This is a genomic window from Cytophagia bacterium CHB2, from assembly GCA_030263535.1.
In the GTDB taxonomy this organism is placed as follows: Bacteria; Zhuqueibacterota; Zhuqueibacteria; order Zhuqueibacterales; family Zhuqueibacteraceae; genus Coneutiohabitans.
Map to the genome: position 1 here is coordinate 1 of SZPB01000279.1, position 8656 is coordinate 8656.

Annotated in this window: 3 protein-coding genes; all 3 read right to left on the reverse strand. The window is 53.8% G+C overall.

Translation table 11 applies throughout. The annotated features are described in order from the left end of the window. The coding region (locus tag FBQ85_21820) for a nucleotidyltransferase family protein (protein ID MDL1877778.1) at positions 1-1063 on the reverse strand (1063 nt) is incomplete at its 3' end. 145 nt (positions 1064-1208) lie between these two features. After that, on the reverse strand, positions 1209-5198 hold the full coding sequence (locus FBQ85_21825) for a hypothetical protein (GenBank protein ID MDL1877779.1): 3990 nt from the start codon (positions 5196-5198) through the stop codon (positions 1209-1211). Positions 5199-5597: 399 nt separating this feature from the next. After that, positions 5598-8656, reverse strand: a 3059-nt coding sequence (locus FBQ85_21830; protein ID MDL1877780.1) for a T9SS type A sorting domain-containing protein, incomplete at its 5' end; no start/stop codon positions are given.

Genomic DNA, 8656 nt, shown 5'->3' on the forward strand with positions numbered 1-8656 from the left:
ATCTCGCCATCGTCTTCTGCGCCGGCAGGGCGCTGTTTTTCACGATCATCAGTTTATCCCGCCATCGTCCGTTTTTCCAAAGCGAACCGAACTTGCGAAAGATGAACGGATCGCCAATATCTCCCAACGTAAACGCCTCACTCATGGCTACGAAGCTGTGTCTCAGTTCCTTAGGCCTGAGGTGCTGCAAAACGTCGTGCGGTACATTTGCTTCCAAAAGCTTGTTAGTAAGACGCAAGGTCAAATACACACATTTTGTCACGCCCCATTCCTCAGCGCGCTCGCGTAATTGCTCCCAATCAAGCCGGCTGTGGTAATGCCGAATGATTTCGGCGATGTCGCAGAGCGAACGCAAGCCGAAGCGGAATTGATGATGATAGGAAGCATGTATGCACAAATGCAGCAACAAGTCTTCCGGACAAAGCGCTGAGGCGCGCGCTTCTCCGAAAGCAGCCGGCTGCGCCCGGCGCCACAACTCCTCGGTGTCAATCTCAAAACGGGCCGAGGGCCTCTCCAATTTCCAATGCAGCTCGATGCTAGCAGGTATCTTACCGGCTTTGATGAGCGGCGGGAGGTGATAGTATTTTGCGATCAGCGCTTCTGTGTCGGCGTTTCGACTGACGCGATAGCCGAGTTCGACCAGAAGATCATTGGCTCTCAGAAGATCAGCTTCTTTGACCAGCAGATCGAAATCACCCATCGGCCGCAACGCGATGTTGTCATAAACATGCCGGGCCAGATAACCGCCTTTGAGGATGATCACGGCAATGCCGCTGGCCTGCAAACACGTGAGCGCTTCAGCGAGATCACGATACAAGCTGCCATTGATTGCCGCGCTGCGCAAATACAGTGATTGCAGCTTACCCCACACCTCAACCGGAAGCACAGAGCCGGCATCAGCCTGTTTCAAACGATGGTACAGCAACGGCGCAACACTATGCCGGCGGGATTGCCGCAGGATTTCCTGCCACTCGACTGCTGGGAGTGAAAGCTCCGCCAAAATTCGGTCCAGCGGTGATTCATTGCCGTAGGATAAAAGCCGAGACAGCGCGATTGCATTCATGGGGGCGTATCTTCCTTTGCCGTTAAGATACGCGCAATCGCGATTGTGTGAGTAATAACAAAAAGGCAGAGCGAAGTCTGGCTTGCATGCCGGGGTTTTGCCGATCTGGAAAACTTGTTGGGCGCAAGCCAGACTTCATTCGTTGTCACTTCATCAGCAACACCCGCCGCACCTGCTGAAAACTCCCGGCCTTGAATACTGCCAGATACACGCCGGTGCTCACTTGCCCACCGTGATCATTCGTCGCATCCCACACGACCTTATGCCGTCCGCTTGCATAATTGCCACTTGCCACTTGCTTTATGAGCTGGCCAACGCTGTTGTAAATCTTCAGCGTCACATGGCCCGCTTCCGGCATGTCGAATTGCATCGTCGTGCTGGGATTAAACGGATTCGGATGATTCTGATGCAAAGCGTAAGTTTTGGGAATCTCTGCGACATGGTCGGTTAGATTCGAAACAGAATGCTCTTGCACCGCGTGGTTTTGCAGATCAAACGACAGCGCCAAAGGTTGTTCATCCGCTGCAACCTTCGGAACGCCGTCGAGGTCGCCAATCACATCGGCAAAGAAGCGGAAGCTCACCGGTGGGGTGACATGCTCTTGGAAGATCCACAATTTGTAGCCGCTGGTTTCGCCGGGAGATAAAACTCCATCGGGACCCAGCAGCATGCTGTAGTCATAATAACAGCCCAAGCCTTCTCCGCCGCCGTCAGCATTCGGGATGGTAATCGTCGGCGTGCCGGGAGTGAGCGTTCTGAATACTGCGGTAAGCGGCCCGTAGATCGGCGCGCCGGAGATGTTTTTGATGGCAATATCCGCGCGCACTTGGTTGAGCACGGGATCATATAGATTCGTTGGCCCGATAATCGCTTTGATGCGGCTGTTGACGAGATTGCCGGCTCTTACCATGACTTGATCCGTAGCGATGCAACCGTTCGCATCTTCCACGGTGACTTCGTAAGTGGTGGTGCTGCTCGGCGTGGCAATTGGGTTGGCAACGGTAATCGAGTTGAGGCCAGCGGCGGGATTCCAATTGTACGTGAACGGGCCCGCGCCGCTGGCAGTTGGATTCGCACCGAGCTTTGCCGAAACGCCAGAAGTTGTGGCGAGATCAGCGCCGGCGTTGGCGACGGGCGTAGCATTCACGGTGACAACAACTTCATCTATGTCGGTGTTGTTGTTGTCATCAGTCACGGTAACCGTGTAAGTTGTCGTGCTGGTTGGGCTGGCAGTGGGATTAGCGAGATTCGCGTCATCAAGGCCATCAATCGGAGTCCAACTATACGTGTATGGCGAAGTTCCTCCCGACGCGGTTGGTGCTCCGCCAATGACAGTAGAGGCTCCTGAGCAAATCGTTTTATCCACGCCGGCGTCGGCAATAAGATCGGGCGTGTTAAACTCTGCAACCTGAAACTGGCCAAAGTTTCCCAGAGCGACGGCTTGCGTACTCGTTGCCGTGCGTACGCCCGTTGTTAGGTAAGTCCACGAGCCGCCGGCAAATCGCCCCACGTTCAAGGCATTGGCATTCACACCCACATCAATGTCGTTGTTTGCAAAGTGGAATGTGGCATCGTATGTTGTGATGGAAAGGCCGCTCGCGGATATGATCCAATGGCGATTGATGCTCTTGGCGGCGTTAAAATCAGATGATGAGATATTCGGGTGATCTCCGGCAACGGTTCGCAAGGTCATTGTTCCCCCGCCGAATACGGAGGCGATGGTAATATCAACCGGCGCGTAGTCGCTGGCAGTGCCGATTTCAAACGTGCGCATGACGTTTGAGCCGGGTGCAAAGTGTTTCTGCAAATTGCCTGCAACGTGGCCGCTGGTGCGAACCACCGCGCCGCCGGCGGGAATAGTCACGCTGAGAAGGTTGGTCGTGTTAATATTGCCGCTCAAAAACGTCAGCGTGTTGTTCACCGTGAGGTTGTTTTGCAGAGTTACGTCGGCTTCATTGTCGATTGTGACATTGAAAAACGCAAGCTGGCTGTTGAGCCTCATGCCCGAGCCGGCGGTTGTCGAGGCGTTGCCAAAACGAAATGTGCCGCCGCTGATATTTTTCGCGCCCGCGCCGCTGACGCCGCCGATGAAAACATCGCTTGCGCCGCTGCTGCTGCTGCTATTGGCTTGTTCGATTGTCACGACGCCGCCAGTCATGATAAATCGGCCCGTGGCATTCATGTTGAATCCCGCTATCGTGCTGCTCCCGTTTCCAACTGTTGTCACGACAACTTCGCCGCCATTGATCAGCAAGCCGTTGCCTGCGCCGGAGCCGCTAACGCGTACTCGCCCCGCGAGTTTAAGAGTACCGCCGTTGATCGTGGCAACCGAAGATGAAGAACTCAAATCCAGTTCATTGCCGGAGCTGCTGCCTACAGTCATCTCGCCATCATCGATGATTAACGTTCCCTGCAACGTCAGCGAGCCGGAGTTGCCCCAGTTCGAACTAGCGTTAGCATGATTCAGATGATATCCGGCAGTCGCCGGTATCGTGGTATTGCCGGCAAATGGCGTTATCGTCGACGCGCTGGAAATTTTAAATATTCCCTGCGACAACGTCAGGCCATCTGTGGCCATCGTGATCGGTGAGAGTGTTTCGAGTATATTGCCCGCGTCGTTCAGATTGACGGTCACCGTGTTGAAATTCGTGGTGACATTGCCAGTGACACTGCGAGAGCCGCTGCCATTGAATGTGACGTTGCCGCTGTTGTGACTGAATGCGCCGTTGTTGGTGAAATCGCGGCCGAGGGTGAGAATACCATTGGTGGAGTTCAGCGTATTGCCGGCGTCGATGGTGACAGTGCCGCGCGCGGTGCGGTTGTCTGAAAGCAGGTTCAGCGTTGTTCCGTTCGAGAGTTGTACGTTGTGCGGCACGCCAACACCGCTTCCCGCATTTATTGTCCATTCGGTGGAAGCATTATAACTGCCGCCGGTATGGTAGAGAAGGGTAGAGGAGTTACCATAAGTCGGCGCGTTGATATTCACATACCCGCCGGTGTCGAGGCGCAACGTGCCGTTGACCGTCGCGCTGGCGCCAAAGTCAACGCCGCCAGCTATCGTCACGGTATTGAAATCAATCGCGCCCGTGATCGCGCCGGAGCCGACAAAACTCAGCGTACTGGCGCCCGGGTTGAACGTGCCGTTGTTGGTGAGAATGGCATTCGTTGCAAAAGTCAACTCGTTTGCGTTGCCGTTGAATGTGCCGCCGGCAATAATCGTAAGGTGTTTGGCCTCGCCGCCGGCATCCAAGGAAACTGTATGGCCGTTTTGAATGAGCACGTTCGAATTCGAATGCGGCGCAACGCCGCCGGTCCAAGTCGAGCCTGTGTTGTAATCGCCCGAAGCGATGCTGGCAACGGGATAGGTATCTTCGTTTCCAGTGAAATCAGGAGAGAGGTTATCGACCAGCGCAAAGCCAAAATAATGCGTGAAATCTTTGTCATAACCCACCGGCCCGTTGGATTGCGGCGTCATAAAGAACGTGCTCTCCACGCCGCCTTGCTCGTTGATCATCGCCCCGCAGACGTAAATTTGCGAAGGATTGCCGAGATTGCTGCGCGGAATTTTGTATTCGACGAACGCGCCGCTTTGAAGAGCCTGCACGCCGCTGTTATTGCCGCCCAACCAACCGCTGCCGTTCCACGACATCAAATCGGTAAACAAGTTGTCAGCCTTCCAACGGAAATGATAATCGGCATTGAAAGGCAAGCCCGGCTGTTGAGTATTATAAAGCTCGCCCGTGGACGTACCGTAGCCTGACAGCGGATTTTGACGCGGATCAGCATCGAGGTACAAAAGGACAAACTTGGTTGAACTGCCGGAACCAACATCCGCAGCATTGACGCCGAAGTAAAAATTACTGGCATCCCATGTGAAATACCAGGTGCTGCCGCTGGTGCCTGCCACAACTTCATCCGCAGAAAAATCGTTGTTGCCGTCGATTGTAATCGTGTGCGGACTGCCGGCAAAGACGGTTGGCATGCACAAAAAAACAACAATGCAAGCGCTACTCATTAATTTGAGAACTGCGCCACCGCGCACAAACGCGCTCAGACGCATCCAAATTTTTGCGGCAAAAGGCGTTTTACTCCCACGCCCAACGTTGTCAGCCAGCCGTTGCTTTTGTGCGAACATGGTCTACCCTCCATGAGTTTTGAGTTACGGTTCAATTTGTCAGAAACTACCGCTCGGGCGCTGTGAATTTTCAGATGATGTATTCACTTTTTCAACGTTTGGCTCCAACGATGAAAACACAAGAGCGCTCGAACAGTACTCTGAATCGTTAGTTTTTGAAAAATAAAAAACAAAACCGTCCGCGTTGGCCGCAGAAGGAATTTGAATAAGGATGCTCGAAATTGTGATCGCTGAAAGTAGATTAAAGCCGCGTCCGGGTAGGAGAGGGAGGACGCGCGTCTAAATGTGAAAAACACCGCCCAAAAACATTGAACACTTCTAAGAAATTTTGCTGAGCATGCAACAAAAAAAGTCGGATTTGGTGGAGGCCAAACCCGACTTTTTCAACTATGCCGAGGTTTACTTTTCCAACAGCATTTTTCGCACCGCGACAAAATCACCTGAGCGAATCTGATAAAAGTAAACGCCGGTTGACACCGCTTGTCCGCCGGCAGTTCTTGCGTTCCACGTCACCGTATGCTGGCCCGGCGGCATAAAGCCGTCAACCAGTGTTTGCACAAGCTGGCCTTGCACATTGAAAATGCGCAAGGTGACTGGCGCCGTCCAACCCTGCGGCACTTCGAAACGAATGCGCGTTTCAGGATTGAAGGGATTCGGATAGTTTTGCGCCAACGTGAATGCGGTTGGAACAGAATCGTCATTGCGATGGCCGCCCGCCACGCCAGTGCCGGTATCATCAACCTTGAAATCCGTGATCAGGAAATCGGCGTTGGCATCTTCCGGGCCGAAGGCTGTGACCACGTATTCATTGTCGCCCGTGCCGAGATACTCGAACAGATCGATGCTGCGCTTGCCAAAAGCAGGCATAAAGTACGTGTTGCCATCGCGGCCCTTGCCTTCTGCGCCTGCAATCAAATTGACTTCGTGTTGATTGATCTTCATGGAGATCCGTTCCAACCCGCGATTGTCCACATACAGATAACGATCGGCAGGCGGCAAAGTGAATTGCGCCGGCCCTTGATTGGGATCGAGACGCAAATAAATCGGATCCGCAAGAATCTCGCAGCCTGCCATGTTGGTAAGCTTGAGCAGGAAGCCGGACGCGCCTTGCGGCTGTGTTCTCTCACTGCGGAATCGCACGCGCTTGTCGCCCGGCGTAAAATTCTCGATAATGACGACGCGGTTTCTGACTTCCACAACTTCGATTTTGGCAATACCGCTTTCTTCGTCAACCGCTTCTCCGGTGATAAGCGGGAGTTGCGTAAAATCGAAGGTCGCGGTTGGTGCGGTTGTATCCGAAAGCACGACGACCGTATCGGCGCTCACTGTTGTGCAACCCAGGGTGTCGCGATAAGTGCATTCGGCGATGATGAAATTATAGCCGGGCTGCAATTGCACGGTTGCGCCGAACACTCCACCGTTTACCGCAACGGGATTGCCGTTGATTGTGCAGGTTGACGTCACTGCGCCGAGTCCACCGCTTACGGCTGTCGTTCCGCTGACATTAATGGAAGAGGCGCAAATTGCGCTGCTGTCCGCCGGCGAAGTGATGGTCACAGTACTGGCCAGACGGCTGGCATAAACCGAAATGGAATCTATTGATGTGCAAGTCGCGCCCGCCGCATCGGTGAACACGCATTCAGCAACAATGAGATTTTTGCCCGCTTTGAGCGGCACAACAACGCATGAATCTTTGACAACAACCCCATTGATTTTGCAGACGCTCGTGATGGGCGCAACGCCGCCGCTTGCTTCCGTGACAACACAAACCTTGACGGTTGAATCACATGTGGCAAAGCCCGAGTCCGGGCTAGTGATGGCGACGTTACAAACAATCGTCTCAATCACGTTCTTTACCGTCAGCTTAAAAGCCGCGGTTTTGGAAAGACTGCCGGGCCTGGCGTTGTCGGTGACGGTGACAATAATATTGTCATACTCGCCGGAATCGCCGAAACTCGGCGCAAAGCGAATTATTCCCGTGCCATCGTGGTTGTCAATTAAACTGCCGAATGTGGGCAAATTCGCCGCCGAAAAGAACAGGCTATCGCCGTCGGGATCCGACGCGGCGAGCGCGACTTCCAGGATCGCGCCCTCCTCCATCACTTGATTGGCAATAGGCTGCAATTGCGGCGAGCGATTCACATTGTTGACGGTTAATGAGAAAGCCCCGGAATCCGTCAAAGCGGCGACTGCATGATCAGTCACAATAACTTCGAGATTGTAGCCGCCGGCATCGGTAAAGCCCGGCGCAAAACGAATCGTAGCGGTGCCATTGTGATGATCAACAAGGCTGCCAAAGACGGGCAAATTGTTGATCGAAAATGACAGGCTATCGTTATCGGGATCAGAGGCTGCCAGAGTCACTTCCAACATTGCGCCTTCATCTACCATTTGATTGGCGATGGGCTGCAATTGCGGCGCGCGATTCACATCATTCACGGTCAAAATAAAGCGTACAGTATCCGACAGCGCCGGAGTTGCGTCATCAGCAGCAATCACCTCGAGATTGTAGGCGCCGGCATCAGTAAAACCCGGCTGAAAATTAATTGTGCCCGTGCCGTCGTTATTGTTGGTAAAAACGCCGAAAGCAGGCAAGCCGTTGACGACCAGGCTCACGTTATTTCCATCTTCATCTTTTGCGATGATGGAGACGTTCAGCGTGCTGCCTTCATCCATCGTTTGATCGAGGATTTCATCCAAAACCGGAGGCCGATTCGCCTGATTCACCGTGAGATTGAATGAAACGGTATCAGATAATGCGGGCACGCCGTTATCTGTGGCGATGACTTGCAGGTTGAGATAATTCCCCAAATCTGTAAGGCTCGGCATGAAGCGAATCAAGCCCTGACCGCTACCATTATCCATGAAGCTCACAAAACCGGGGAAATTGCTCGGCGTCAAGGTGATGCCATCGCCGTCGGTGTCAGAAGCCGAGACATTGACATCGAGCATCGCGCCTGCGTCCATGATCACATTTGAAATTGGATCGATCACCGGCGCATGATTGCGCACGCGCAGGAACGCATCTTTGACTACGAGTAGGGGCAGCAAATTGCCTGTGATAGAAGTCATCAGTCCCGGGAAACTCAAATCAATGATTGTTGCGGAGCTGGGCGCGCCGATGACCCTGAAGTTGACGTTCAAAATCACGAATTTCGACGGTGCGATGCCTCCGGCCACAAACTGGTTCCACTCAAGGGTTCCGCTGGCAGCATTCGCGGCATTTACGGTGGGAGAATTCCACGGACTGGGGCCAGCCGTGTGGCTGACATATTGAACAACACCGGAGTTCCATTCCAGCTTGGCTTGATAAGCCGCGACGCGATTGTCGCCCGCGGGCAAATCGCGCGAATCAATGCTGATCGTGGCCGTGACAAGCGCGCCGGCCTCCGGCGTTGAATCGCTCAACGCAACTTCCGCTGTGACTTGATTGAGTGCGAGCGCGCGCTCGGATTGTG

What these genes read in the sequence shown, in the direction of transcription:
- FBQ85_21825 (MDL1877779.1), bottom strand. Translation starts at nt 5,198, where the DNA reads ATGTTCGCACAAAAGCAACGGCTGGCTGACAACGTTGGGCGTGGGAGT.